The sequence below is a fragment of the Bradyrhizobium oropedii genome, from assembly GCF_020889685.1.
GTDB classification, from domain to species: Bacteria; Pseudomonadota; Alphaproteobacteria; order Rhizobiales; family Xanthobacteraceae; genus Bradyrhizobium; species Bradyrhizobium oropedii.
The window spans coordinates 1-26,339 of record NZ_JACMYO010000008.1; the positions used below are offsets into that span (position 1 = coordinate 1).

General features: G+C 65.1%; 24 protein-coding genes. 18 read left to right on the forward strand and 6 right to left on the reverse strand.

From position 1 onward, the window contains the following. Positions 1-117: 117 nt before the first annotated feature. Positions 118-1,041, forward strand: a complete 924-nt coding sequence (locus H8A95_RS04105; protein ID WP_233286907.1) for a DUF1932 domain-containing protein — start codon at positions 118-120, stop codon at positions 1,039-1,041. 84 nt (positions 1,042-1,125) lie between these two features. Then, positions 1,126-1,908 carry an SDR family NAD(P)-dependent oxidoreductase gene (locus tag H8A95_RS04110; RefSeq protein ID WP_229182025.1) on the forward strand — a complete coding sequence of 261 codons (783 nt, stop codon included), beginning with the start codon at positions 1,126-1,128 and terminating at the stop codon, positions 1,906-1,908. 295 nt (positions 1,909-2,203) lie between these two features. Here the strand turns inward: H8A95_RS04110 and H8A95_RS04115 are convergent, their stop codons facing one another. Beyond that, positions 2,204-3,016: an enoyl-CoA hydratase gene (locus H8A95_RS04115; RefSeq protein WP_229182027.1), complete on the reverse strand. Its 813-nt coding sequence runs from the start codon at positions 3,014-3,016 to the stop codon at positions 2,204-2,206. A gap of 409 nt (positions 3,017-3,425) precedes the next feature. Here H8A95_RS04115 and H8A95_RS04120 point away from each other — a divergent pair, with 409 nt between their 5' ends. Further along, a complete protein-coding gene (locus tag H8A95_RS04120; protein ID WP_229182028.1) occupies positions 3,426-4,079 on the forward strand; it encodes a PilZ domain-containing protein in 654 nt (217 codons plus the stop codon). A gap of 22 nt (positions 4,080-4,101) precedes the next feature. Here H8A95_RS04120 and H8A95_RS04125 read toward each other — a convergent pair whose 3' ends face one another. Beyond that, the gene (locus H8A95_RS04125; RefSeq protein WP_229182030.1) at positions 4,102-4,806 is read right to left on the reverse strand and encodes a hypothetical protein; all 705 of its coding nucleotides are present in this window, start codon (positions 4,804-4,806) and stop codon (positions 4,102-4,104) included. A gap of 185 nt (positions 4,807-4,991) precedes the next feature. On the opposite strand from H8A95_RS04125, the gene H8A95_RS04130 reads away from it, so the two are divergent. The 7 genes from H8A95_RS04130 (at position 4,992) to H8A95_RS04160 (ending at position 12,952) form a co-directional block, all read left to right on the forward strand. Next, a complete protein-coding gene (locus H8A95_RS04130; protein WP_229182032.1) occupies positions 4,992-5,612 on the forward strand; it encodes a class I SAM-dependent methyltransferase in 621 nt (206 codons plus the stop codon). Positions 5,613-5,635: 23 nt separating this feature from the next. Then, complete coding sequence (locus H8A95_RS04135; protein WP_229182034.1) at positions 5,636-6,046, forward strand: DOPA 4,5-dioxygenase family protein; 411 nt, start codon at positions 5,636-5,638, stop codon at positions 6,044-6,046. A 146-nt stretch (positions 6,047-6,192) separates the two neighbouring features. Then, positions 6,193-8,574 carry a putative bifunctional diguanylate cyclase/phosphodiesterase gene (locus H8A95_RS04140; RefSeq protein WP_229182035.1) on the forward strand — a complete coding sequence of 794 codons (2,382 nt, stop codon included), beginning with the start codon at positions 6,193-6,195 and terminating at the stop codon, positions 8,572-8,574. 302 nt (positions 8,575-8,876) lie between these two features. After that, entirely contained in the window at positions 8,877-9,833 is a 957-nt protein-coding gene (locus tag H8A95_RS04145) for a DUF2778 domain-containing protein (protein ID WP_229182036.1), read from the forward strand. Between the two features lie 324 nt (positions 9,834-10,157). Next, positions 10,158-11,207, forward strand: coding sequence for an aromatic ring-hydroxylating dioxygenase subunit alpha (locus H8A95_RS04150; protein WP_229182037.1), 1,050 nt, complete (start codon positions 10,158-10,160; stop codon positions 11,205-11,207). Positions 11,208-11,212: 5 nt separating this feature from the next. After that, a complete protein-coding gene (locus tag H8A95_RS04155; RefSeq protein WP_229182038.1) occupies positions 11,213-11,959 on the forward strand; it encodes a GntR family transcriptional regulator in 747 nt (248 codons plus the stop codon). A gap of 12 nt (positions 11,960-11,971) precedes the next feature. After that, complete coding sequence (locus tag H8A95_RS04160; RefSeq protein ID WP_229182039.1) at positions 11,972-12,952, forward strand: PDR/VanB family oxidoreductase; 981 nt, start codon at positions 11,972-11,974, stop codon at positions 12,950-12,952. 35 nt (positions 12,953-12,987) lie between these two features. Here the strand turns inward: H8A95_RS04160 and H8A95_RS04165 are convergent, their stop codons facing one another. Further along, positions 12,988-14,949 carry a putative bifunctional diguanylate cyclase/phosphodiesterase gene (locus H8A95_RS04165; RefSeq protein ID WP_229182040.1) on the reverse strand — a complete coding sequence of 654 codons (1,962 nt, stop codon included), beginning with the start codon at positions 14,947-14,949 and terminating at the stop codon, positions 12,988-12,990. A gap of 298 nt (positions 14,950-15,247) precedes the next feature. Between H8A95_RS04165 and H8A95_RS04170 the strand changes: the two genes are divergently transcribed. Both H8A95_RS04170 and mhpA read left to right on the forward strand, forming a co-directional pair. Further along, positions 15,248-16,243, forward strand: a complete 996-nt coding sequence (locus H8A95_RS04170; protein WP_229182041.1) for a VOC family protein — start codon at positions 15,248-15,250, stop codon at positions 16,241-16,243. 1 nt (position 16,244) lies between these two features. Beyond that, positions 16,245-17,861, forward strand: coding sequence for a bifunctional 3-(3-hydroxy-phenyl)propionate/3-hydroxycinnamic acid hydroxylase MhpA (gene mhpA / locus H8A95_RS04175; protein WP_229182042.1), 1,617 nt, complete (start codon positions 16,245-16,247; stop codon positions 17,859-17,861). Here the strand turns inward: mhpA and H8A95_RS04180 are convergent. From H8A95_RS04180 to H8A95_RS04190, 3 genes are read right to left on the reverse strand one after another with little or no spacing between them, the layout of a single operon-like run. After that, a complete protein-coding gene (locus H8A95_RS04180) occupies positions 17,851-18,324 on the reverse strand; it encodes a GlcG/HbpS family heme-binding protein (RefSeq protein WP_229182043.1) in 474 nt (157 codons plus the stop codon). The genes mhpA and H8A95_RS04180 overlap by 11 nt on opposite strands. Before the next feature lie 39 nt (positions 18,325-18,363). Then, positions 18,364-19,869: an aldehyde dehydrogenase family protein gene (locus H8A95_RS04185; protein ID WP_229182044.1), complete on the reverse strand. Its 1,506-nt coding sequence runs from the start codon at positions 19,867-19,869 to the stop codon at positions 18,364-18,366. A gap of 10 nt (positions 19,870-19,879) precedes the next feature. Then, positions 19,880-21,421 carry a hypothetical protein gene (locus H8A95_RS04190; RefSeq protein ID WP_229182045.1) on the reverse strand — a complete coding sequence of 514 codons (1,542 nt, stop codon included), beginning with the start codon at positions 21,419-21,421 and terminating at the stop codon, positions 19,880-19,882. Positions 21,422-21,729: 308 nt separating this feature from the next. On the opposite strand from H8A95_RS04190, the gene H8A95_RS04195 reads away from it, so the two are divergent. From H8A95_RS04195 to H8A95_RS04220, 6 genes are all read left to right on the forward strand, one after another. Further along, the gene (locus H8A95_RS04195) at positions 21,730-22,497 is read left to right on the forward strand and encodes an iron-containing redox enzyme family protein (RefSeq protein ID WP_163160521.1); all 768 of its coding nucleotides are present in this window, start codon (positions 21,730-21,732) and stop codon (positions 22,495-22,497) included. A gap of 20 nt (positions 22,498-22,517) precedes the next feature. Continuing rightward, positions 22,518-22,862 carry a 2Fe-2S iron-sulfur cluster-binding protein gene (locus H8A95_RS04200; protein WP_163160520.1) on the forward strand — a complete coding sequence of 115 codons (345 nt, stop codon included), beginning with the start codon at positions 22,518-22,520 and terminating at the stop codon, positions 22,860-22,862. 3 nt (positions 22,863-22,865) lie between these two features. Next, positions 22,866-23,162, forward strand: coding sequence for a ferredoxin (locus H8A95_RS04205; protein WP_229182046.1), 297 nt, complete (start codon positions 22,866-22,868; stop codon positions 23,160-23,162). A 12-nt stretch (positions 23,163-23,174) separates the two neighbouring features. Beyond that, positions 23,175-23,504, forward strand: a complete 330-nt coding sequence (locus H8A95_RS04210; protein ID WP_229182047.1) for a 2Fe-2S iron-sulfur cluster-binding protein — start codon at positions 23,175-23,177, stop codon at positions 23,502-23,504. A gap of 127 nt (positions 23,505-23,631) precedes the next feature. Continuing rightward, positions 23,632-24,444, forward strand: coding sequence for a GntR family transcriptional regulator (locus H8A95_RS04215; protein WP_229182048.1), 813 nt, complete (start codon positions 23,632-23,634; stop codon positions 24,442-24,444). A 220-nt stretch (positions 24,445-24,664) separates the two neighbouring features. Beyond that, entirely contained in the window at positions 24,665-26,293 is a 1,629-nt protein-coding gene (locus tag H8A95_RS04220; RefSeq protein WP_229182049.1) for a GMC family oxidoreductase, read from the forward strand. Positions 26,294-26,339: the final 46 nt, after the last annotated feature.

Consider the following 26,339-nt stretch of genomic DNA (forward strand, 5'->3'; position numbering starts at 1 on the left):
CGACCAGGGGACGCTCGCGCCGCGCAAGGCGCCGGGTGCCGGCGCCGGGCGCGCTCTGACCTGATCTTGCGTCGCGGTCGACGAGCCGTTTGACGACACAACACGGGACTTGAACCGATGACAATCTCCAGCGATCCGCGGCAGTGGCAGATCGGCATGCTCGGCTATGGCGAGGTCGGCCGCATCCTGGCTGAGGATCTACGCAAGCAGAATGTGAAGGTCTCCGCCTACGATATCAAGCTCGACCGCGCGCAGGGGGCGCCGCTGCGCACGCACGCGGCGGAGATCGGCGTCGCGCTCGCGCAATCCCATGCCGATCTCGCGGCGCGGGCGGATTTCATCATCTCGGCGGTGACGGCGAGCCAGGCGGTGCCGGTGGCGGAGGCTTGCGCGCCCGCGATCCGCAAGGGCGCCTGGTTTCTCGATTTCAATTCGGCCTCGCCCGGCGCCAAGCAACGCGCGGCGAACCGCATCGACGGCGCCGGCGGCCGCTATGTCGAGGGCGCGGTGATGACCTCGCTGCCGCCGTACCGGATCAAGGTGCCGCTGCTGCTCGGCGGCCAGGGCGCGCGGGAACTGGCGCCGCTGCTGCTCGCGCTCGGCTTCGCGGCGAGGGTTACGAGCGACGAGCTTGGCGTGTCCTCAGCGGTGAAGATGTGCCGCAGCATCATGATCAAGGGGCTGGAAGCGATGGTGATCGAGAGCTTCACCACCGCACGCGCCTATGGCGTCGAGGATGCGGTGCTCGCCTCGCTCAAGGAGACCTTTCCCGGCATCGACTGGGAGAAGCAGGGTGCCTATTTGTTCCAGCGGGTGATCGAGCACGGCCGCCGCCGTGCCGAGGAGGTGCGCGAGGTGGCGGAGACCGTGCGCGAGGCCGGGCTGACGCCGTGGTCGGCGTCAGGCACCGCCGAGCGGCAGGGCTGGATCGCCGATCTTGCCGACGAGGGCGTGTTCGGACCGAAGGGAACGCCGGACTTCGCCCGCAGTCCCGATTGGCGCATCGAAGCCGACCGGATTCTCGCGCGCATCAAGTCCTGAGGTCGCGCGGAGAATCCGCCGCGTTCCCTGCCGGCGCGCAATGCGCTATTGCTCCGTGAACAGTTTTGCTCTGGAGGCACTCCCATGAAGAATTCCGGCAAGGTCGTCGCCATCACCGGCGCGGCGCGCGGCATCGGCAAGGCTTGCGCCGCGCGCTTCCTGTCCGATGGCGCCAGGGTCGTCATCTCGGATGTCGACGCTGCCGGGCTCGTCCACGCCGCCCGCGAGCTCGGACATGAGGATCGGTTGCGGGCCGTCGAAGCTGATGTCAGCAAGCGCGCCGATGTCGATCGCATCGTCGCCACGGCGGTGAAGGAGTTCGGCCGGCTCGACGTCATGGTCAACAATGCCGGCGTCGCGCGTAACCGCGATTTCCTCGACATCAGCGAGGCCGAGTTCGACGACGTGATGGGGATCAACCTCAAGGGCGCGTTCTTCGGCGTCCAGGCCGCGGCGCGCCAGATGATCGCGCAGGGCGGTGGCGGCGTCGTCGTCAACATGTCCTCGGTCAACGCGCTGCTCGCGATCCCCTCGCTTGCGACCTACGCGATGTCCAAGGGCGCGATGAAGCAGCTCACCTCGGTGGCTGCGGTGGCACTGGCGCCGCACGGCATTCGCGTCGTGGCGGTCGGGCCCGGCACGATCCTGACCGAGATGGTGGCAACCGCAATCTTCTCGTCGGAGGACGCGCGGCGCAGCGTGCTGTCGCGTACGCCGGCCGGCCGCTGCGGCGAGCCGAGCGAGGTCGCCTCCGTCGTGGCCTTCCTCGCCAGCGACGACGCCTCCTATATCACCGGCCAGACCATTTATCCGGACGGCGGGCGGTTGATCCTCAATTACACCGTGCCGGTGCACGAGAAGAAGTAGGGCGCTGCCAAAATATCGAAAACAACCCCATGCAAAGTAGCCACCGGCGGCCGGCGGTCGACCAGGCTGAGCATCGTCTCCCTTCGTCATTCCGGGGCGTGCGAAGCACGAGCCCGGAATCCATCGCGCTGCATAGATTGTGGTGGAATGGATTCCGGGCTCTCGCTTCGCGAGCCCTCAGGTGTGCAATTGCGCACCGGGGAATGACGAGCGGATGGAGGCGCGTCACCCCAGCCACTACACCTGTCATCGCCCGGTTGAAGCCCGGCGATGACAGGTCAAAATGAGGACGTCGCTACCGGCCCTTGAACTGCGGCTTGCGCTTTTCCATGAAGGCGTTGCGGCCTTCGCGGAAATCGGCGCTGTCCATGCAATCGATGCCGATCTGCCGGATCGCGGCCATGTCGCGATCTGCGGGATCCTTCAGCACCTGCGCGATGGTGATCTTGGCGGCCTTGATCGCCAGCGGCGCGTTGCCCGAAATGGTGCGCGCGATTTCCATGGTCGCGTCCCAAAGCTCGGCATCCGGCAGCACACGATCGACGAGGCCGATCCGCAGCGCTTCCGCGGAGTCGATCCGCATGCCGGTATACATGATCAGTCGGGCCCAGGACGGGCCGACCAGCGACACCAGATGGCGCAAGCCGTCATAGCCATAGGCGATGCCGAGCTTGGCGGCGGGAATGCCGAACTGGCCGCTTGCGCCGGAGATGCGGATGTCGGTCAGCATCGCGACCTGCATGCCGCCGCCGAGACAGAAGCCGCGGATGCAGGCGATCGTCGGCTTCGGGTAGTCGGCGAGCAAAGCGCGCTGGGCGGCGCTGCGCCGTGAATATTCCTCGGAGGCTTCCGCGTTATGGCGGGTCTTCTCGAACTGGCTGATATCGGCGCCTGACACGAAAGCCTTGTCGCCGGCGCCGACCAGGACCACGACACGGACAGCCGGATCGTCGCGCAGGGCGATCAGCGCCTCGCCGAGCCCTTCCCACATCTCCAGCGACATCGCATTGCGCTTGTCGGGATTGTTGAAGGTGATGACGCCGACGCCGTCGACCACGCTTTGCAGGATCTTGCCGTCGGCAAGCGACTTGTCTGAGATGTTTGGCATATGAGGATCCGGTCTGATTTCGGCCAAGGCTGGCTTCAAGGTTGAGGCTGGGATCAAGGCTAGCACCCGGTTGCGAGCCGAGGCAGCCGGTTTAGGGCACGGCGCGATTGCATCGGCGTGCGGCAAATCTCCCGGTAGTTGTACGGCTCGCAAAATAAACTGACGCGAAAGGGTTGCGCCATAGAGTGCGCCGCCCGCGCTCTGTCCCGGCTTAACTTTTTCCTAGTCTTTCGACGGTATGACTGTACGCACCTGCGCGCCAGGACGATGCGCGACGCGCTGGGACGCAACCAGCAGCCTTCCCGCTGGTATCGCGTCGGTAACGGATGTCCCCGCCACCAGACCGACCATGGATCTCGGTCAACCCCAGACCTCCGTGCACTCAGATCGCCTCGGGCGAGGTCCAGTCGTGTCTGTCGAAAAGTTTCTCAAGCAACGCGCGGTCAGGATCATCGTCAACGGCAGCTACACGCTGCCGAACTGGTACGATGCGCAGGGCAAGCTGCGTACCTTCGCCTGCCGCACCACGCGCGTCTCGCCGTTCCGGATGATCGTGGACGTGCCTGTCGTCGGCAAGATCGGCGACCGGCTGACATCGTATTTCGAGGAGTTCGGCAAGTTCGAAGGCTGCATCACCGACACGATGAGCGGCAGCTTCCTGCTCGAGCTCGAGATGACGCATGCCAAGCGCGAGAAGTTCGCCGACAAGCTGACCTGGATCGAGAAGAAGCAAAAGGATCCGAGCGTCCGCGAGGCGCGCAACAATCCGCGGTTCGTGCCGGTCGCGCCGCATGCGATGCTGACGCTGGCGGACGGCACCATGCAGAGCTGCTTCATCATCGACATGTCGCTGTCGGGCGCGGCGGTGTCCTCCGAGGTGCAGCCGCCGATCGGCATGCCGCTTGCGATCGGCGCCTGCGTCGGGCGCGTGGTGCGGCATCTGCCGAACGGCTTCGCCATCAAGTTCGTCGAGACCTACAAGCAGAGCGAGTTGGCTCGCCTGATCGCGCGCAAATCCAAGGAACTACTGGTGGTGTCCGCCGACGCGGACCCTGTTGCCTGACGGCCGGACGCCGCCGGCATCGCTACGTCATTTCTTCCGGATCATCGGCTGCGCGCATGCGCGAGACATTTTCCTCGGTCGCCGCCGTACCGGCCGCCGCGATCGCGATTTCCCGCGCCAGATTGGTGCATTCAGCCCATAGCAGGAAGAACACCAGCGGCGGCCGCTCGCCCGCCTCCAGCATCTGCCGGCAGCGCTCCGCCGCGCCATCGATCGCCCACCATTGCCGGGCGACCACCATGACCTTGCGGAAACTTCGCAATGTGCCGGAGAATTTTTGCGGATCGGCGCTCACGAGGGCGCCGCAATGGTTCAGCCAGTTCAGCGCCGCATAGATCGAGATTCCGTAGTCCTCGATCGCGGTGCCCGTGAAATCCACCACGGTGTTGTCGTGCGCGCGCTGGCGCAGGAAGGCATCGATCATCTCGGGTTGACGGGACGGATCGGTCAGCAGCGAGGTGTCTTGTCGCGGCACCATCGGAATATAGCGCATCGCTTCGAGCCGGGTGTGCTCCCAGATCGCTCTGTTATCGCCGAGCAGGTCGCCGGACTTGCGCTTGCAGGCGGGATAGACCAGCACGCCGTTGTCGGCGAGATCCAGATAGCGCGGCACCACCTTGTCGAGCGCGGCGAGAAACGCGCAGGGATCGGTGAGGCCGCGCAAGTCGCTGGCGGCGTCCTCCGCGGGTGAAGGCTTGTTGACGCGTGTCCAGCCGAAATTGGCCATCCCCGGGCGCCCCGATCTCAACCTGTGCGTCAGGTTAGAGGGAAATTGCGGCGATGCAAATGCGGCATTTGCGGTCACGCGGCAGCGCGTGCCTGCTGCTGCCGGTTGACGTAGGAAACCGCCGCGCCTAGCTCATGGTTAATCGGGCGCAACGCAGGTTGCTGCCGCCGTCGGGATTGATCGCCATGACTGCATCTGATCGCCAATCGCATTGGCAGACCGTCTACCAGACCAAGGGTGAGCGGCAGGTGAGCTGGTCGCAGGCCGACCCGCAGCCATCGCTCGGCCTGATCGAATCCATCGCGCCGGGCCGCGACGCGGCGATCATCGACGTCGGGGGCGGGGCCTCGCGCCTCGTCGATGCGCTGCTCACGAGTGGTTTCCACGATCTGACGGTGCTCGACCTCTCCGAGGCGGCGCTGGCGAGCGCGCGGGAGCGGATCGGCGGAACGGGCGCCAAAGTACGTTGGATCGCTGATGATGCGACGGTGTGGCAGCCGCAGCAGGCCTTCGACATCTGGCACGATCGTGCAGCATTTCATTTTCTCGTCGAGGAGACCGATCGCGTGGCCTATCTCGACCGGCTGCATCGCGGCGTCAGGGCGGGCGGCCACGCCGTGATCGGCACCTTCGCGCTGGACGGTCCGGAGAAATGCAGCGGTCTGCCGGTAGCGCGCTATGATCCCGCAACGCTCAGCCGGACCATTGGTCCGGCGTTCGAGCTGATCGCCGAGGTGCCGCATCGGCACGTCACGCCCTGGGGCGCGACGCAGTCGTTCCAGTTCAGTGTGCTGCGGCGGAAGTGACACATCGCCGAAGGAGAGATGAGATGACGGACGCGCCACGGACGATCGGCGAGATCGCGAGCTACCACGCCCATGTCTACTACGACCCCGCGACCAGCCGCGGCGAGGCCGAGCGGCTGCGCAACTGGATGGGCGAGCGCTTCCTGGTCACCCTCGGGCGCTGGCACGACGTCAAGGTCGGCCCGCACGATCAGGCCATGTACCAGGTGGCGTTTGCGGCCGAGCTGTTTCCGACGCTGGTGCCATGGCTGATGCTGAACCATGGCAGCCTGAGCATCCTGGTCCATCCCAACACGACCAATCCGCGCCGCGATCATCGCGACGATCCGCTCTGGATCGGCACGCCGCTTGCCGTCCATGCCGACAAGCTGCCCGAAGAGGCCGAGATGGAGCAGGCGCCGGTGCCGAACACGTCGCCGACATTGCGCCACTGAGCCTCGCCGCGGGATCGTCGGCATGCGTAAAGTTTGACGCAATTGTACTACAACCAAGTCGTTTCAAACTCATCGCGTTTTGCAACGTGAGGTTAAGCCGCCATTCCTAGGCTTACCCGACAATTTCAGGGTCGGGCGCATTGGGCATGTTTTTTTCGTTTCGAAGCTGGTCACTGTGGCGCGTGGTGGGGCCTCTGCTAGCCATCGTGCTGCTGATGGGCGGCCTGACGGCTGGCAGCCTGCAGGTGATGTCCGCGGTGCGGGCCTATGTTGCCGGCGAGAGCCTCTGGTCGAAGGGCCAGAAGGACGCCATTCACGACCTCCAAATCTATATCAGCACCGGCGCGCCGCTCTATCTGCAGAAGTTCGATGCCGCGATCGCGGTGCCGCTGGCCGATCGCACGGCGCGGCGCGCCCTGGAAGCGCCAGGCAACAACGATGCCGTGGCCCGGGTCGCGTTTGCCAAGGCAGGCAATCATGATGACGATATTGGCGGCCTGATCTGGCTGTTCAAATATTTCCGCAAGATGCACCACGTTGCCGGCGCGGTGACGGCATGGCGCAATTCGGATGCGCTGCTCGATCAGCTGATCGAGATCAGGAACGATGCCGCGAACGACGCCGCGCTGCACGATCCGTCGGCTGCGACCATCAAGCATTGGGCCGAGCGGATCGGAACGGTCGACGCCGCGATGACCACGCTCGCCGTCGATTTCTCCGATCATCTGGGGAAGGCGTCGCGTCAGGTCTCTGCGCTGCTGCTGCTGGTCAATCTCGTGATCGCGGCCTGCCTTGCCGGGATCGTGCTGGTCCATACGCGGCGGATGCTGTGGCGGCGCTGGCTTGCCGAGACCGCGCTTGCCGTCGAGAAGGAGCGCGCCCAGCTCACGCTGGCTTCGATCGGCGACGCCGTCATCGTCACCACGCCGGACGATCGCGTCGGCTACATGAACGCCGCCGCGCAGCGGCTGATCACGTTGGGGCAGGACGTGACCGGCTGGCAGCTTTCATCGCTGTTCAGCATCGCCGAGCAGCCGGTGCAGGGATCGTTCCAGAGCGCGGATGTCGATGGCGAAAGCCGCCCGCAGCAGCGGCTGCTGGTCCGCGCGGATCATTCCAGCGTGCCGGTCTCGGTGGTCGAGACCCCGATCGTGCACGCCGGCGAGCCCGCCGGCCGCGTCATGATCATTCACGACATGACCGCCGAGCGGCGGCTGGTCGAGGAATTGGCGTGGGCCGCCTCCCATGACGCGCTCACCGGGCTCGCAAACCGGCGGCAATTCGAGTTCGAGCTGCACAAGACGATGTCGGGCTCGCCGGTCGCCGGCGCCGATCTGATGCTGATCGACCTCGATCAGTTCAAGATCGTCAACGACACCTGCGGCCACATGGCGGGCGACCGGCTGCTGAAGCAGGTGGCGAGGTTGCTGGCGGCCGAGGTCGGCGGCAGCGGGCTGGTCGCGCGGCTTGGCGGCGACGAGTTCGGCATTCTGCTGCGCGACGACGGCTCCGCCGCGCATGAGGCCGCTGCCGACGTCGCGGAGCGGATCAGGGCGGTGGTCGAGCAGTCGAGCTTCGTCCATGAGGGCTCGAGCTTCCGGATCAGCGCGAGCATCGGCCTGGTCGGGCTCGCCGATAGCGCCGGCGTGCAGGACGCGTTGCGGCTCGCCGACGTCGCCTGTTTCCTCGCCAAGGACAAGGGACGCAACCGCGTCCAGGAGCACCGTCCGTCGGATACCGGCATGGCGGTCCGTGTTGCCGAGATGAGCTGGGTTAATCGCATCCGCAAGGGATTGGACGAGGGCCGCTTCTGCCTTTACGAGCAGGAGATTCGCCCGCTGAATGGTACGCTGAAGCGCAACGACCGCCGCGAGCTGCTGCTGCGCCTGCGCGACGAAAGCGGCGCCCTGGTGCCGCCCGGCAGCTTCCTGCCCGCGGCCGAACGCTACGGGCTGATGCCGCTGATCGATCGCTGGGTGGTTCGTCGTGCCTTCGAGATCATCGCCGAGCGCAAGCATCACCCGCGCAAGATTGCGAGCTACGCCATCAATCTCTCCGGCGCCACCATCGGTGACGGCGACTTCGTCGACTTCGTCGCAGGGCTGTTCGCGCAGCACGACGTTTCGCCGGCCTTGGTGTGTTTCGAGATCACCGAGACCAGCGCAATCTCCAATCTCGACGAGGCGCAGAAGTTCATCGCGCGGTTGCGCGAGATCGGCTGCAGCTTCTCGCTCGACGATTTCGGCACCGGCATGTCCTCGATCGCCTATCTGAAGCACCTGCCGGTCGACATCATCAAGATCGACGGTTCGTTCGTGAAGGAGATCCTGAACAGCAAGGTCGATCGCGCGATGGTCGAGATGATCACCAAGACCGCGAAGATCATGCAGAAGCAGGTGGTCGCGGAATTCGTCGAGAGCCTCGCGATCCTGGACGAGCTGCGCCAGATCGGGGTCGACTACGCCCAGGGTTATGCGATCGGGAAGCCGGTCCCGGTCCTCACCCTCTGGGAGGAAAAGATCGCTTGAGTCGCCGGAATTGTCCCGAATCGGGACTGTTTTGGCCGTTTCAGCCCGTCCAGGGCTGATTCAAGGCTGATTCCCCGGCACTTTCCATCCGAAAAACGTTTAAAAAACCTGTCGTTGCCGGCTTCGTCTCGATTATGCCTTACTCTAATTCCCTGATATGATGAGTGATCGGTGAATCCCACGTGGGCCGGGTAACAGGCTCCAGAGCACCGAACTTGGGGATGATGGGTCAACGTACGACGAAAGCTGCCGGGCGTAAGTCGAGCCGCGGCATGTCTCTGGTGGGCAGCACGACGTTCGCCATGAGCGCGCTCGTCCTGTCGTCTGGCCTTGCCGCCTGGATGGCCGGCATTGATCCCACCGCTTGGCTGCACGGACCGGCATTCGCCAATACCACCGCCTCATTGAATTTCGACGATCGCTTCGGCTCACGCTCCACGATCAACACGGCTTCGCTGTATTATCCACTGCGCCGCGGATTCCGTTCGAGCCGCGGCGATTTCAATTCCGAGTTCAGTCAGATCGAAGAGGCGCTGGGCGGCCAGCTGCGCGACACGCAGACCGAACTGCCGAGCAGCGAGCCGGCGACGGCGTCGGTCGCCGCCACGACCACGACGACATCCGCTGTGCCGATGCCACGATCGCGGCCGGCGGAGGCCAATCTGCTTGCGCGCAACGATCAGCCGCTGCCGCCTCAGGCGCCGGTGCAGCAGGGCGACAACCGGACATTTCTGCAGAAGATCGCCGACTTGATGCCGGGCAAGCTGCAACTGGCCTCGATCGACCCGAATGACGGCTTGTTGTCCGGCCCGAGCCCGGATCTCGGCAAGCTCGGTTATGACAGCACCACGGCGGTCTACGACATCACGGGCCGCATCGTGTACATGCCCGACGGCACGAAGTTCGAAGCGCATTCGGGGCTCGGCAATCTGCTCGACGATCCGGCGCACGTGAACGCCCGTAACGCGGGTGCAACGCCACCCGGCATCTATGAGATGAAGCCGCGCGAAAAGCTGTTCCACGGCGTGCCCGCGTTGCGCATGACACCGGTCGATGGCAGCGAGACGTTCGGGCGTGTCGGCCTGCTGGTTCACAGCTATATGCTCGGGCCGAACGGCGACTCCAACGGCTGCATCTCGGTCAAGCATTACGACAGATTCCTGCAGGCCTACCGCAACGGTACGATCAAGCGCATTGCGGTCGTGATCAACATCAAGGACACGCAGTCGGCTTCAAGCCGCTCGCCGTCGAACTCGTAAGCCGCCAACGCGCGCTGCCTGCGCTTCAACTCTGCCAACAATCGTCAGTGTCTCCTCGTGCCGGCCCCGAAAGGTGCTGGACGATGCGCTATCGGTGCGGCGGAACGCGCGGACGAGACGCTCGTGGCTCTCGAGCCCCCAAACGCTGTGCGGTCGTGTCGATCGGAAAGTCGGTCGATCATGCGGTGTCGGTTGCATCGGGTACCAGTTACCTTGAGAATGTATACATAAATCTAGAACATGGTAATATAATACTGTAATTTGCCACGAAATCGGAGATAATGTATACACAGAGTATTCTCCAATACTCCAAGAGGGCGACTGATGCCAAAACCCTTTCCAATTAACGCTTGGTATGCGGCCGGCTGGGATGCCGAGATCAAGCACGCGCTGCTGCCGCGGACGATCTGCGGCAAGCATGTCGTGATGTACCGGAAGGGCGACGGCGAGGTCGTGGCGCTCGAGGATGCCTGCTGGCATCGCCTGGTGCCGCTCTCCAAGGGCCGGCTCGATGGCGACACCGTGGTCTGCGGCTATCATGGCCTGAAATACAATGCGCAGGGCCGCTGCACCTTCATGCCCTCGCAGGAGACGATCAATCCATCGGCCTGCGTGCGCGCCTATCCCGTCGTCGAGCGTCACCGCTTCATCTGGCTCTGGATGGGCGATCCCGCGCTCGCTGATCCGGCGCTGGTGCCCGACATGCACTGGAACCACGATCCGGCCTGGGCCGGCGACGGCAAGACCATTCACGTCAAATGCGACTATCGCCTCGTCGTCGACAATCTCATGGACCTGACGCACGAGACCTTCGTGCATGGTTCGAGCATCGGTAACGATGCCGTCGCCGAAGCGCCGTTCGACGTCACCCATGGCGAGAAGACCGTCACCGTGACGCGCTGGATGCAGGGCATCGAGCCGCCGCCGTTCTGGGCCAAGCAATTGCAGAAGTCAGGCCCGGTCGATCGCTGGCAGATCATCCGCTTCGAGGCGCCGTGCACCGTCAATATCGACGTCGGCGTCGCGCCGGCCGGATCGGGCGCGCCCGAGGGCGATCGCTCGCAGGGCGTCAATGGCTATGTGCTCAACACCATCACGCCGGAGACCGAGAAGACCTGCCATTACTTCTGGGCCTTCGTCCGCAATCACCGGATCACCGAGCAGCGTCTCACCAGCGAAATCCGCGACGGCGTCGCCGGCATCTTCCACGAGGACGAGATCATCCTGGAAGCGCAGCAGCGCGCGATGGACGAGAATCCAGACCGCATATTCTACAACCTCAACATCGATGCCGGCGCGATGTGGGCGCGGCGCGTCATCGACCGCATGGTGGCGAAGGAAAACCCGCCGCAGCAGCTGCAGGCAGCGGAGTAGACGGCATGGCGGAGCGCGAAGCCGAGCGTTCAGTGTCGCAGACGGTGCGCGCGCAGCTCGCGCTGCGTGAACTGATCGTTTCGGGCGGCCTGCGGCCGGGCGAGCGCATCTCGGAATTGCAGGCGGTCGAGGTCACCGGGGTGTCCCGCACGCCGGTGCGGATGGCACTGGTGCGGCTGGAGGAGGAAGGCCTGCTCGAGGCGATCCCGTCCGGCGGCTTCATGGTCAAGGCATTTTCCGAGCGCGACATTCTCGATTCGATCGAACTGCGCGGCACGCTGGAGGGATTGGCCGCACGCTTTGCCGCCGAGCGCGGCGTCTCGTCGCGCGATCTCGAGCCGCTGAAGCAATGCCTCGATGAGATCGACGGCCTGGTGCGGCGGGAACCGATCTCGATGGAAGCGTTTTCGTCCTATGTCGCGCTCAACGCCCGCTTCCACGTGCTGCTGGCCGAGCTGTCGCGCAGTCCGCCGCTGATCCGGCAGATCGACCGCGCCTCGGCGCTGCCGTTCGCCTCGCCGAGCGGCTTCGTGATGGCGCAATCGGCGTTGCCCGAGGCACGCCAGATCTTGCTGATCGGGCAGGACCATCATCGCGTGGTGGTCGACGCCATCGAGAACCGCGAGGGCGCGCGTGCCGAGGCGATCATGCGCGAGCATGCCCGGCTTGCGGCACGCAATCTGCGGCTGGCGCTGCGCAACCGCACCCATCTCGATCTGCTGCCGGCGATGGCGCTGATCTCGGCCGGCTGAACGGAGCGCGCCATGCGATTCATTGAAACCTGGACGTCCGCGACGTTGCTTGCGACCCGCGACCTCACGCCCGCGATCCGCGAATTCCTGCTGCGGCCCGATAATTTCGCCGCCGCACCCTATCCGGTCGGCAGCCATATCGATGTCGGCGTCACCATCGACGGTCAGCCGCAAACCCGCTCCTATTCGCTGGTCGGCGAAGTCGATCCGCAGGGCTATCGGATCGCGGTGCGGCATGCACCGGATTCCCGCGGCGGCTCGCGCTACATGTGGTCGCTCGCGCCCGGGGCGCGGCTCAACATCACGCAGCCCGCCTCGCTGGTGCAGCTCGACTGGACGCGGCGGCAGTTCTGCCTGATCGCGGGCGGCGTCGGCATCACGCCGATCGTCGGCGCGGCACAGGCGCTGGCCCGTCGCGACACCGGCGTGACGCTGCATTATGCCGTGCGCACGCGCAGCGACGCGGCCTATCTCGAATTGCTTGAAGGCCTGCTCGGCGACCGCCTCATCGTCCATGCCGGCGACAAAGGCCGGCGGCTCGACCTCGACAGTGTTTTCGCAAGTCTACCGCAGGACACGATGGCGTTGTTCTGCGGCCCGATGCGGATGCTGGATGCGGCGCGGCGCGCCTGGGAAGCGTCCGGCCGCCCGATGACTGATCTGCGCTACGAGACCTTTGGATCGAGCGGGCTGTTGCCGACCGAGGCGTTCCGCGTGCGGCTCAGGGGAGAGGGAACCGAGTTCGTGATCCCGCACGATCGCTCGATGCTGGACGTGCTCAATGATGCCGGCCATGAGGTGTTGAGCGACTGCCGGCGCGGCGAATGCGGCGTCTGTGCGCTCGATGTGATCGACGTCGACGGCGAAATCGACCATCGCGACGTGTTCTTCAGCGACCATCAGAAGCAGGAGAGCCGCAAGATCTGCGCGTGTGTTTCGCGTGCCCGCGGCACCATCACGGTGGACACCCTGCATCGCGCCGACACGATCTGACGAGCTTGGACCAGTGCGCGGGCGCCCCGGTCAGGCTACGCCGCGTGCACCGAGTGCTGCGGGTCGTGATCGAGCAAGGCTGATATCTCGCTGGCAGACATCGGCCGGCCGATCAAATAGCCCTGGACTTCGTCGCAGCTGGTCTGGCGCAGATATTCGAGCTGGTCCGCGGTCTCGACGCCTTCGGCGACGACGCCGATCTGCAAGTCCTGCGCGAGGCCGATCACCGATTTGACGATCGCGGCGCAATCCGGCTGGGTCAGCATGTCCCGGATGAAGGATTGGTCGATCTTGATGCGGCTGAACGGCAGCTTGCGCAAATAGGTCAGCGACGAGAAGCCGGTGCCGAAATCGTCGAGCGCGACCGTCAGCCCGAGCTCGAGCAGCCCGTTCAGGATCGCGGGCGCCGATCCGTATTTCGAGATCAGCATCGACTCGGTGATTTCGATCTCGAGCCGGTTTGGCGCGACGTTCGCCGCGTCAAGCGCCTCGACGATGGTCTGCAGGATGCTCACATTCTGGAACTGGACCGCGGAGAAATTCACCGCGACCCTGATGTCGTCAGGCCAGCGCGACAGCATCGCGCAGGCGCGGCGGATCACCCACTCGCCGAGCTGGTGGATCAACCCGCTCTCCTCGGCGATCGGAATGAACACGGTCGGCGGGATCAGGCCACGCGTCGGATGTTGCCAGCGCAGCAGCGCCTCGAAGCCGGTGACGCGGCCTTTGCGGATGTCGAGGAACGGCTGGTAGACGAGGAACAGCTGGTCCGCCTCGATGGCATGTTCCAGATCGCGCTGCAAGGCGCGGCGGTCGCGCGCCGATTGGTCGTCGCCGGCCTCGAAGAAGCAGATCGTGCCGGAGCCGGATTTCTTCGCCCGGTAGAGCGCGATGTCGACATGCTTGAGCAGGTCGTGCGAGGTGGTGCCGTCACGTGGCGCGAGCACGATGCCGAGGCTGATCGCGCCGGTGATCTCGAAGCCGTCGATCGGGAACGGTTCGGCAAAGGCCGCGACGAACCGTTCGGCGATCGCGAGCGCGTCCTCGGGCCTGGTCAGATTGGACATGATCAGCGCGAACTCGTCGCCGCCGATCCGCGCGACATGCTCGGCCGCGCGCGTGCAACGCTGCAACCGGGCCGCAACCTGCACCAGAAACTCGTCGCCTGCCGGATGACCGTACCTGTCGTTGATCTCCTTGAAGCGATCGAGATCGAGCAGCAGCACGGCAAATTCCTCGCCGGAGCGCGACAGCCGGTTCAGCGCGCCGTTGAGCGCCTCGTTGAAGGCAACGCGGTTCGGCAGATGGGTCAGCGGATCCTGGCGCACCGTCCGTTCGGCCTCATGCTGGGCGATGATCCGCCGCCTGAACTCGAATGCGTTGAGGAACACGCCGCGCAGCAGCACGGAGCCGTAGACCAGGACCAGCACGGCCATCAGGAGATAGATGAAGTCGCCGTCCCTGCCGAGGCAGATCGCCGTGCCGATGAAAATCGGTCCGGTGAAAGCAATCGCGGCGATCGGGATCGTCGAGAACGCGAAAGCGCCGCCGGCCAGCATTCCGGCGCAAAGACACGTGATCACCAATTGCGCGCCGCTCGAGGCGTTGGCGAAGAAGGCGACGGGGACGACGCCCCAGGCCGTGCCGAGCGCGAGCGCATTGCGCACCAGCCGGTACATGGTACGGCGCGACACGAATTGCGGCTTGGCGATGCGGCGCGATGCGCGCGCCTGCAAGCCGAAGAACAGCGCGGCGCTGCTCACCGCGGCCGCCCACACCAGCGCGAAGGCCCAATCGGCCGATTGCCAGAGCGCAACCGCGAGCACCAGCGCGTTGCAGGCATTGGCCAGCATGATGCCGAAGGAATAGCCGAGCACGAGCGAAACCTGCTCGGCGCGGATGTGGCCGGCTAGCGCTTCATCCGTCGGTGGTGCGCCGAAGGCGGCGAGGTCACCCGCGAACAAGGTCGCGAAATATGATCTGAGATAGGTACGCATCTCACTACGTTCTTGCGCGGTTTGGCCATGGCGCAGTGGCGAAGAATTCTCTGCAAACCTTTGACAAACTATGAACTATTACAACGGACCGTGCCACCGCGGGGACCCGGTTCAGTTCGACGGGCGGGCATTGCTAACAAATCGATACAAACGCGTGATGTGACGTCACGGACCAGCGATGTGACGTCACAGACCGGCAAAGGCTGCCCAGCGCCACCCTGCTTGATCCACCGCCGGTTTTTCGCAATGAGTGGCAACGACCAGGATTTCCGCGAACGGCAAGACCAGAAGGGTGCGCATGAGCCTCCCGACCACGAACCACGATCCCGGGTTTCGGATCACACGGGCAAGCCATGTCGTCCTGACCGTGTGTGACCTTGCGGCGAGCCGGCAGTTCTACGAAAAGGTGATCGGGCTGATCCTGACCGCGGAGGAGGGCGATGCGCTCTATTTCCGCGGCGTCGAGGAGGCCTGTCATCACAGCCTTGTGTTGCGCAAGGGCGAGGGCGCCGTCTGCGCGCGGCTCGGCTTGCGGGTCTTTCAGGACGACGACCTCGACCGGCTCAAGGCGTTCTTCGAAGCGCAGGGATGCCGGACCGCCTGCGCCGAGGTGCCGTATCAGGGCCGCACGCTGCAGGCTGCCGATCCGGTCGGCACGCCGCTGGAGTTCTGCGCGACGATGCCGGTGGAGCCGCGCATGATCACCCGGTTCACCCGCCATGCCGGCGGCTCGGCGCTGCGGCTCGATCATTACCAGGTGCTGACGCCCGAGGTGCGCAAGGCGAGCGAGTTCTACACCGCGGCCGGCTTTCGGCTCAGTGAATATGTCGCGCCCGCGGGTACGTTCGATCTGCGCGGCGTGTTCCTGCAACGCAAGGGCAATCCGCACGACATCGTGTTCTTCAACGGCGCCGGACCGCGGCTGCATCATTTTGCGTTCCTCGCGCCCGAGGTGCATCACCTGCTGAACGCCTGCGATCTCGCCGGTGAACTCGGTTATGGCGCGGCCGTCGAGCGCGGCCCGGGGCGGCACGGGCCGGGGCACGCGATGTATGTCTACATGCGCGACCCCGACGGGCACCGCGTCGAGCTGTTCAACACCCACTATCAGATCATGGACATCGAGAACGAGCCGATCGGCTGGGACCCGTCCGATCACAAGATCTCGTTTCCATGGGGACTGCCGGCGCGCCAGGCCTGGTTCGAGGAGGCGACGCCGTTTGCCGATGTCGCGATCCGCGAGCCGCAAATGAAGTCGAGGCCGCTGACGCTCGAGAGCTACCTCGCGAAGTAGCATGGCATTGTCCGCCGCAAATCCCGCCTATGATGTGGCGATCGTCGGCCTCGGGCCGGTTGGTGCCATCTTTGCCAATCTGCTCGCGAAAGCCGGCTTGAGGGTCGCCGTCGTCGAGCGCGTCGCCGGCATCTATGACAAGCCGCGCGCGATCACGCTCGACCACGAGGCGCTGCGCGTGCTGCAGGCGATCGGGCTCGGCGATTTCATGGAGCAGGCGATCGCCCCGCATAACGGTTCGCACTATCTCGGTGTCGACGGCGAGATCATCAAGATCTTCGACCCGATGCCGCCGCCGTTTCCGCTCGGCTGGATTCCGAACGTCACCTTCGTGCAGCCGGACCTCGAGCAGGCGCTGCGCGACAAGCTCGGCGACTATCCGCATGCCGACGTCTACCTAGCCGCCGCCGTGGCGCTGCGGCAGGACGCCGACGCGGTCACGCTGACCGCACAGCGCGAGTCTGGCGAGGAATTCCTGATCAGCGCGCACTATCTGGTCGGCTGCGACGGCGCCAACAGCTTTGTCCGCAAGCAGCTCGGCGTCGGCCTTGATGATCTCGCCTTCGATGAATGGTGGATGGTGGTCGATACGCTGACCAGCGATCCCGCCAGGCGGCCGGCCAAGAGCTTTCAGTATTGCTGGCCGTCGCGCCCCGGCACCTTCGTGCCGGGGCCGCGCAATCTGCGGCGCTGGGAGATCAAGCTGCTGCCGGGCGAGGATCCCGAAGCGGCCGGTGCGCCCGACAATGTGGTGAAGCTGCTCAAGGGCTTCACCGATATCTCCGACCTCACGATCTGGCGCTCGGCGGTCTATCGCTTCCACGCGCTGCTTGGGCAACGCTGGCGCGACCGCCGCGTGCTGCTGATGGGCGATGCCGTGCACCAGACGCCGCCGTTCCTCGGGCAAGGCCTGTGCGCCGGCATCCGCGATGCCGTGAACCTGGCCTGGAAGCTCCGCCTGGTGCTGCGCGGCGATGCCGACGAGGTGCTGCTCGACAGCTACGAGATCGAGCGCAAGCCGCATGTCCGCGCCGTCGTCGCCAGCGCCAAGGAGTTCGGCAAGATCATCGGCGAGCTCGATCCGGTGGCCGCGGCCGCACGCGACCTGCGCCTGCGCGCCGAGCTGAAAGCCGGCACGGCCGAAACCATCAGGCAGAAATTCATTCCCGATCTCGTCTCCGGTCTGATCGCGCGCGATGCTGCACTCGCCGGGCGGCTGTTCGTGCAGCCGCATGTGCGGGCGCCGGACGGGCAGACATGCCGGCTCGACGATCTGCTGAAGCCGGAATTTGCGATCGTCACGGCGGCCGCCGAGCCGATGGCTTGGCTGTCGGACGCGTCCCGCGCCGCCTGGCGGCATCTCGCCGGCGAGCGCGTCGTCATCACCGCGTCAGGCGAAAGCACCGAAGCCGACGGCATCCTGAGCGTGGTCGAGCGCGACGGGCTGTTCGCCGACTGGATACGGCACCATCGCGCCGCAGCGGTGATCGTGCGGCCTGATCGCTACGTCTTCGGTGCCGCTGATGGCGCCGATGAGCTCAACGGGCTTGTCGCGCAGCTGTTCGAGGGTCTCGGCGCGAGACATCAGTCATTCCCGGCGACGCCTGTCACTTCTTGATGTCGGCCGCGACCAGCACGCGGTGACCGTGCAGCAGCTCTTGCAGGGCCTGCAAGGCCGCGACGCCGCATTGGGTGTCCTGCTCGCCATTGCCGCCGCTCAGCCCGATGCCGCCGACAACCTCGTCGTCGACGACGATCGGAAAGCCGCCGACGAACACGGCAAATTTTCCGTCGAAGCTCCACTGGATGCCGAAGGCCTCGTTGCCGGGGAGGGCCGGTCCGCTTGGCGGCTGGTTGAACAGATGGGTGGAGCGCTTGTGTCCGGCCGCAGTGAACGCCTTGTTCCAGGCAATCTGCGGGCCGGTGATCCGCGCACCGTCCATCCGCTCCAGCGCCAGCGGGTAGCCGCCTTCGTCGGTGACGCAAACTGTCTCCGCAACGCCGATCTCTGCGGATTTCCGGATCGCCGCGGCGATCATGTGGCGGGCTTCGGCAAGTTCAAGCTTGAACGACTGTTTCATCGCTGTCTTTCGGGATTGGGGTGGACCGTCGACGGCGGCTCAAGCGCCGCGGTAGACCGTTTTGATCTGGGTGTAGAATTCAAGGCCGGTGCGGCCGGACTCGCGGAAGGTCGAGGTGCTCGACCGTTTCAATCCGCCGAACGGCGCGTTGATCAGATTGCCCGTGGTGGTGCGGTTGATCTTCACGGTGCCGGACTGGATGTCGTTGGCGAAATCATGCATGACGCGCGGGTTGCGGGTCACGATCGCGGCCGACAGGCCGTATTCGCTGGCATTGGCCTTGGCGATCGCATCGGCATAGCCGTCGACCTCGATGATCGCGATCACAGGGCCGAAGATCTCTTCGCGTGCGATCGTCATGTCCTGGGTCACATCGGTGAAGATTGCAGGTGACACGAAGTATCCGCCGTCATAGGCAGCACCCGTGAGCCGGTCGCCGCCATGAAGGTGCGTGGCTTCCTTCCTTCCGATTGCAACATAGCGCAGTACGGTGTCGAGCTGCCTGGCCGTAGCCAGCGGCCCCATCTCCACCCCGGTCGTGAGGCCGCTGCCGATCTTGATCGCCTTCACTTTGGCGAGGAGCCGAGCCGTGAACTCGGCCCGCACCTGCTTCATGACCAGGACCCGGCTGGTGCCGGTACAGGCCTGGCCGGCCAGTGAGAAGCCGCCCTTGACGGTCAGGTCGACCGCCAGGTCGAGATCGGCGTCGTCCATCACGATCAGCGGATTCTTGCCGCCGAGCTCCATCTGGGTGCGGGTCGTGAAGCCGACCGCGCGGCAGATCTGTTCGCCTGCCGTCGTCGATCCGGTGAAGGAAATCGCGCGGATCACCGATGGCTCGGTGATCGCAGGCCCGATCTCGCCGGCCCCGCCGGTGATGAAGTTGAGCACGCCTTTCGGCAGGCCTGCCGCAATCAGTGCTTCCGCCAGTCGATAGCCGCTGAGCGGCGCATCCGACGACGGCTTGAACACCACCGTATTGCCGGTGATGAGGGCCGGCGCGATCTTGCGCGCCGGGATCGAAATCGGAAAATTCCAGGGCGTGATCACCGACACGACGCCGAGCGGCTCGCGCAGCGTATAGACCGTCATGTCCGGATCGTCGTTCGGAAACACCTCGCCGGTCAGCGACTGTCCCTCGACAGCGTAGAACCGCAGGGTCTGTGCCGAGCGCAGCACCTCGTCGCGGGCGAGGCCGAGCGATTTGCCCATTTCCCGTGTCATCTCCCGCGCGATGCCATCCGCATGCGTCTCGAGATGATCGGCGGCCCGGTTCAGGATGGCGGCGCGCCTGGAGATCGACGTCCGCCTCCAGCCTTCGAACGCGGCGGCCGCGGCATTGACGGCCGCTTCTGCTTCGGCGGCGGTCGACTGCTGGAAGCGGCCGGCCAGGTCGCTGTTGTCGGCGGGATTGACGTTCGCGAACAGCCTTCCCGAGGCGCTGGGGATCCGCTCGCCGGCGATCAGGTTGGGAAATTCCTCGATCCCCGCTGTGTCCTCCGCGGAGGGGCGCGAGCTGCGTGCGGTCGTTTCGATTATCGTCACGGGATTCTCCTCAATGCCAGATCAGGACCGCGCAAGCGGTCGATATCGCCAGCCCGGTCAAGACCGGGACCATCGCGGTCCGCACGATCTGGAACACGGGGACGCGTGCGAAGCCGGCCACTGCGATCAGCGACGACCACGCGACAAGGGTGCCGCCGCCGGTCCACACCGCGCCCATCTGGCCGATCGCGGCGAGCGTCGCGGGCTCCATCCCGACCGATGGTGCCAGCGCGCCCGACAGTGAGCCCGTCAGCGGCAAGCCGGCAAAGCCCGAGCCGTCGATGCCGGTGATCATGCCTGAGATCAGGATGCCGAAGGCGACGAAAAACTGGTTGCTCGGGATCCAGCCTTGTGCGGTTTGGATCAGTTCGAACAGGAGGCTCGGCGCCTGCGCTGCGGGCACGCCGAGGATCGGCGCGGACAGGCCCGGCTCGGCGCCGAGAAAGAAGAAGCCCGCGATCGGCAGCACGGAGCCCATCGCCTTGAATGCGAAGACGAAGCCTTCGGTGACGTGATCGGCGCTGGTGTCGAGGAACTTGCGCAGGTTGTCGGTGATGAAGGATGCGCAGATCATCAGGATCGCGGCGACGCCGCCGACCAGGGCTGCGGCGTCGCCGCCCTTGAGGTCATGGCCGATGCCGAGCTTGGCGAGCACCATCACCGCGATGACGCAAAGAAAGGCAAGCGGCGTTGCGACCGCAAAGAATTTCGACCAGCCCTCGCGGCGGGGCGGCAGCTTCGCAAGCTCCTTGTCGATCTGCGCCTGGGTCGCGAACGGCCGCTGGCCCTCCGCGGTGGCGCGTGCGATCTCCGCTTTGTCGAAGGTGCCCTCCTGCTCCAGCCGTGCCAATTCGCCGTTGCTGGACTGCGCCTGCCAACGTTCCAGCAGCGTGTCGTCGGGCTTGGTGATCGACTTGCGGATCGAGAGATAGGCGAGCGTCAACGCTATTCCGCCGGTGATGAGGGAGAGCACCAGCGCACGGTCCGCGACGGTGGCGGCGCTGACCGCAGCGCCGGCCGCCTTGGCGCTGATCCCGGGTGCGACGCCGATCACGTAGTCCGACGACAGCGCCATGCCTTGTCCGGCGATCGCGATCGCAATGGCGCCGCCGAGCGGCGACAGGCCGGCCGCAATCGCCGCGGGCAGCAGCACCGCGGAGACCAGCGGCACTGCCGGCGTCGGCCAGAAGAACAGCGAGATCACGTAGGTGATGGCGGCGAGCACGAAGTAGGCGGTGTGTCCGGTCTTCATCACGGCCCGGAACGGTTCGACCATGCGAATGTCCGAGCGCAGCACCTTGAGCGCGTTCAGCAGCGCGGTCATCAACGCGATCACCAGGAAGATGTTGAAGAGCTCCTTGGCCGCGGTGAAGCTCGCGTTGAAGACGCTGGCGAGTGCCGCAACCGGGCTGTGCGTCCATGCAAACGCGACCAGCAGCGTTGCGATCACCGATGGCACCACGACGTTGGCGCGCCAGATCATGGTGAGAACGATGACGGCGACGCCGAGCAAATAGACCCAGTGCGCGGCAACGATCGGAACGTGCTGCATGGTTGTTGTTTCCCCTCTGTCGCGCAAATAATGTATACTGTATTCAAGAATGGCAAGATCAAATTGCAGGCCTGCGATCCAGGCGATGCGCAAGGGCAGGAAGCGTCCTTGGTCGCAATTTATGCAGAGGAAGCATAAAATAGCGGCGGCGCGATGCGCGATATCGGTGGGATGAAGAGGCGGGAACCTCAATCCTGGGTGTTGACGACAGTCGCAAAAATCGTATACAGTATACAATAATGAAACTCAGAATGCGACCGGGCGCCCATTGCCTGGGCGGCAATTCTTCACGGCACAGGAGCGCCACGATGCAAAAGCTGATGGATCACGTGGAATTTCGAGCGGCTCTCGAAAATGCCATCAAGGGAAAGAGCGCCAACAAGGCTCCGTTCAGCGTCGCCTGGGCCAGCGGCAAGCTGAGCCGCGCGCATCTCGCGCGCTGGGCCGAGAACCACTACCACTATGTCGGTCCGTTCGCCGATTACCTCGGCTACATCTACGCGCGGATGCCCGAGCAGTACCAGGAGGCCAAGGACTTCCTGCTCGCCAACATGTATGAGGAAGAGATCGGGGGCGATCGTCACACCGATCTGCTGATCCGCTTCGCGGAGGCCTGCGGCACGACCGCGGCGCGCGTCAAGGATCCCGACAACATGACGCCGACCACGCGCGGGCTGCAGAGCTGGTGCTATTCGGTGGCGATGCGCGAGGATCCGATCGTCGCGGTGGCCGGCCTCGTGGTCGGTCTGGAATCGCAGGTGCCCTCGATCTATCGCAAGCAGACGCCGACCCTGCGCGAGAAGTACAAGTTCACCGACGAGGAGGTTGAGTTCTTCGACCTTCACATCGTGTCGGACGAGATTCACGGCGAACGCGGCTACCAGATCGTGCTCGAGCACGCCAACACGGTCGAGCTGCAGCAGCGTTGCCTCAAGATCTGCGAGATCGGCGCGCAGATGCGGCTGCTCTACACCACTGCGCTGTACCACGACTATGTCGCGAATGACATTGCGATGGCTGAGCTCGATCTCGCCAGCGGCGTCACCGCTGAAGAGCGCGTGCTGTTGCAGGCGTGATCCGCAAGGGGAGCGGCGCGATGCCCAACGTGGTTTTTCACCGCAACGGCGAGACCTTTGTCGGCGAGGTCAAGGAGAACACCAACCTCGTCGTTCGCGCCGGCATCCGCCAGTTTCCCTATCCCAACTTCCTTTACGGCTGCGGGATGGGGAAATGCGGGAAGTGCGCGTCGCTGATCATCAAGGGCGGCGAGCATTTGCCGGAGCCGAACTGGAAAGAAAAGAAGCGCCTCGGTGCCAGGATCGATCAGGGGTATCGCCTCGCCTGCCAGCTCTGGCTCACGCATGACGTTGAACTGTCACAGGAGGCGACCCCGCTGGTCGACGTCGTCGCGCCGGCAGGTAGCGCGGTTGGGAGGCCGTGAGCGATGTATGTGATACTGACGAGCAAGCCGGGACAGTTTCGCACCGAGATCGTCGAGGGCCTGCGCCCGCTCGCGGCCTATGACTACCTGTTCTACGGCATCAGGAAAGCAACGTTCGTGATTGCCGAGCTGGTCGCGGAGACCAAGGTCAAGGTGATCGACGAGGCCTGGTCGCCGCCGATCGTGAACGAGGTGCCCTCGAAATTCCTCGAAAAGTTCGAAACGCCCGAGCGTGCGCTGCACGAGCTCGAGCACCTCGTCACGTTCGGTCACATGGACACGAAGCTGCGCAAGCGCTGAGCGGATGCCGGGATGATCGAAGTCACGTTTCTGACCAATGGCGGGAAAACCGTGTCCGCGGCGGAGAACAGCAATCTGCTGCGTGTCTCGCTGCGCGAGCAGGGCGGCATCCCGTTCAAGTGCGGCGGCGGCCTGTGCGGAACCTGCAAATGCCTGATCGAGAAAGGCATCGAGAACACCGATGCGATCAAGCCGAAGGAGCGAAAGCACCTCACCGACGAGCAGTTTGCTGCGGGCTATCGGATGGCGTGCCAGACCTTTCTCACCGGCAGCGTGAGCGTGTCGTGGGTGCCGAAAGCCGTGGCGCAGCCGGCTCGACCTGTAGCTGTTGACGGCGAATGAGCGCGGCTTGATGGCATGCAGCCGGCGGTCTAAATACGCAATTGCGGTCATTTGGCCAGGACTCTGGCAGCTCGTTGGACCTCCCGTGTCCATGCGTTGAGCGAAGCGCGGCCGGACAGGTCAGTTCATGGCAGGCAGGCTCGGAAGCTCCAAACGTCTCGGCGACGATTACCTCTCCCTCCACGGCAGGGTCATCGAGGAGTTGCGGCAGGCGATTCTGAGCCGGCGGCTGAAGCCCGGCGAGCGGCTGGTCGAGGGCCGCCTTGCCGACGAGCTCGGTGTTTCCCGCAATCCCGTGCGCGAGGCGATCCGCGTGCTGGAGTCCGAGGGGCTCGTCGAGGTGACCGCGCGGCGCGGTGCCTCCGTCGTCACGATGAGCGATGAGGAAGCGCGCGAGACGATCGAGGTGCGCGCGGTGCTCGAGGGCCAAAATGCGCGCCTCGCTGCGCGTCGTCGCGAGGAGAGCATCATCAAGCGGATCGCGGCAGTGTTGAAGCAGGGCAACGAGGCGGTCGCCGGGCGGCGCTACGACCTGTTGTCGGATCTCAACCAGCAATTCCACCATGAACTGGCGGAGGCCGGCCGCAACCGCGTGCTCGCGGATTTGCTGAAGCGGCTGCGCGAACGCACGGCGATGCTGTTCTCACCGACCGATCCGGTGCGCCAGGCCCGCACCTGGGATGAGCATGCCGCGATCCTGCGCGCCATCATCGCCGGCGACGAGCGTGCTGCGGCCACGCTCGCGGCCGAGCATGTGATGCGGGCGGGGGCGGATTTTCTCTCGAGCCTGCATGTGCCGGATGAGGGCGCCTCGCTGGAGGCGATGTCGGCGAAATACGGTCTGCCGTCCGGATCGAATGCGGCTCAAGGCGTTGCGGTCAAGCCTGCGCGCAGAAGCCCGCAGCGGACCGCCACGCGGCGGAAAAAGACCGAGAGTTGACGCAGCCGAAGCGCCGACGCGCTTGCAGATGCTGATCCGGCGAGCGGAGGTCCGGTTGTACCTCCAGGGATCGCGGCGCTATCTTTCTTGACCGCGTCTGCCACGCTCGCTACGTCTCTTGGAGCCGAGCGGAGACGCGGCGGAGCGCGCATGCGTTCCGTTGGGGATATCAACTCCCGTCGCGATCAGCCGGCCGTGCCGCATGGCCCGGGGGAAACGAATGAACAACAAGCATGGCGCGTCGCCGAACGACGTCGCCGAATTTGACTACGTCATCGTCGGCGCCGGCTCGGCCGGCTGCGTGCTCGCCAACCGCCTGAGTGCCGATGGCAAGCACTCGGTGCTGTTGCTCGAGGCTGGTCCGAAAGACACCAACATCTGGATCCATGTCCCGCTCGGCTACGGCAAGCTGTTCAAGGAAAAATCCGTCAACTGGATGTATCAGACCGAGCCGGAGCCCGGCCTGAACGGGCGGCAGGTGTTCCAGCCGCGCGGCAAGGTGCTCGGCGGCTCCAGCTCGATCAACGGTCTGCTCTATGTGCGCGGCCAGCACGAGGACTACGATCGCTGGCGGCAGCGCGGCAATGCCGGCTGGGGCTATGACGACGTCTTGCCCTATTTCAGGAAGGCGGAGGATCAGCAACGCGGCGGCGACAAATATCACGGTGCCGGCGGCCCGCTGCCGGTGTCGGACTGGCGGCATCACGATCCGCTGTCCGAGGCCTTCGTGCATGCCGCGGCCGAGGTCGGCATTCCCACCAATCCGGATTTCAATGGCGCGACCCAGGAGGGCGCGGGCTTCTTCCAGACCACGACACGGCGCGGCCGGCGTGCCTCGACGGCGCGGTCCTATCTGCGGCCGGCGCTGACACGCGGCAATCTGCATGTCGAGACGTCGGCGCTGGCGCAGCGCGTCCTGTTCGACGGCAAGCGCGCGAGCGGCGTCACATACAGGCAGAACGGGCAGCTGTGCACCGCCAAGGCACGCAGGGAGGTGCTGGTGTCGAGCGGCGCGTACAACTCGCCGCAATTGCTGCAGCTCTCCGGCGTCGGCCCGGCCGATCTGTTGAAGCAGCACGGCATCGAGATCGTGCTCGATGCACCCGGCGTCGGCAACGATTTGCAGGATCACATGCAAGTGCGCATCGTCACACGCTGCGCGCAGAGCGTCACGCTGAACGACGTTGTCAACAATCCGGTGCGCCGCGTCATGGCCGGCCTGCGCTACGCGGCGCTGCGCAAGGGGCCGCTGACGATCGCTGCCGGAACGTCCGGCGCGTTCTTCAAGACCAGCCCGCGGCTGGCGTCGCCCGACATCCAGATCCATTTCCTGCCGTTCTCGACCGACAAGATGGGCGAGCAGTTGCATCCGTTCTCGGGCTTCACGGCCTCGGTCTGCCAGCTGCGCCCGGAGAGCCGCGGCTCGCTCAAGATCAAGAGCGCGGATCCGGGCGTGCCGCCGGAGATCCGCATCAACTATCTCGCGACCGAGACCGATCGCCGCGCCTTCATCGACGGCATCCGCATCCTGCGCAAGATCCTGGCCGCACCGGCGCTGAAAACATACTCGGTCGGGGAGGTCGATCCCGGCGCCAAGGTGGTCAGCGACGACGATCTGCTCGAATTCTGTCGGCGCACCGGCAGCACGGTCTATCATCCGACCTCGACCTGCCGGATGGGCAACGATCCGCTCGCGGTCGTCGACCAGCGGCTCAAGGTGCGCGGCGTCGATGGTCTGCGCGTGATCGATGCCTCGATCATGCCGGACCTGATGTCGGGCAATACCAATGCGCCGACGATCATGATCGCGGAGAAAGCGTCGGACATGATTTTGGAGGACGCGCGGTAGGAGTCCTCAGTTCCGTCATCCTGAGGGGCGTGCTCTCGCGCGCTCC